This is a genomic window from Vibrio sp. 10N.261.55.C5 (assembly GCF_041470505.1).
In the GTDB taxonomy this organism is placed as follows: Bacteria; Pseudomonadota; Gammaproteobacteria; order Enterobacterales; family Vibrionaceae; genus Vibrio; species Vibrio crassostreae_C.
This window is the reverse complement of the sequence record NZ_JBFRMS010000129.1, coordinates 1225-1811: the sequence shown is the minus strand read 5'-3', so window position 1 is coordinate 1811 and position 587 is coordinate 1225. Positions and strand designations below refer to the sequence as shown.

General features: G+C 42.4%; 1 protein-coding gene. It reads right to left on the bottom strand.

The genetic code is table 11. The features are described from left to right. Positions 1–11: 11 nt before the first annotated feature. Positions 12–587 (bottom strand): IS630 family transposase (locus AB4263_RS24235; protein ID WP_372099041.1); only part of this gene is annotated, 576 nt, incomplete at its 5' end.

Genomic DNA, 587 nt, shown 5'->3' with positions numbered 1-587 from the left:
AATCCGGAAAATTAACTGATCAGGTCAATCCAATCTCTTGTACACATTTTTGTGACGCGATCTTTGCACTCAAGAAATCCATTCCAAGCGCTACAGACCTTCGAAACAATATCGTTATAATCAATGAAGTTTTGGTTTGCTAGATAGTGTTGCCTTAACCAACTCCACACTTGCTCTATAGGGTTAAGCTCTGGTGAGTATGGCGGCAATTTGATAATACTGACATTATCAAATGGGTTAGCAATATCATCGGTATGCCATCCTGCGCCATCCATTATTACCACTGAATGACGGTCTTTTTCTGTGACTTTAGATATCTGCTCTAGATGGTTTATCATGATGTCTTTGTTAACCCAAGGGACGACCATTGCCTCACCAATCCCTCTCGATGGGCACACTGAGCCAAACAAATAAGCGTATTCAAATTGCTGCTGTTTTACTACGCGAGGTCTCGTTCCACGAGTAGCCCAAAGACGTGTTGTTGTGTTCTGCTGACCAAACCTAGCTTCGTCTTGAAACCAGACATCAACACTCTCTAGCCCAATATGGCCGGGGATCTTAAGGATCGTTTCGATTTGGAATTTTTT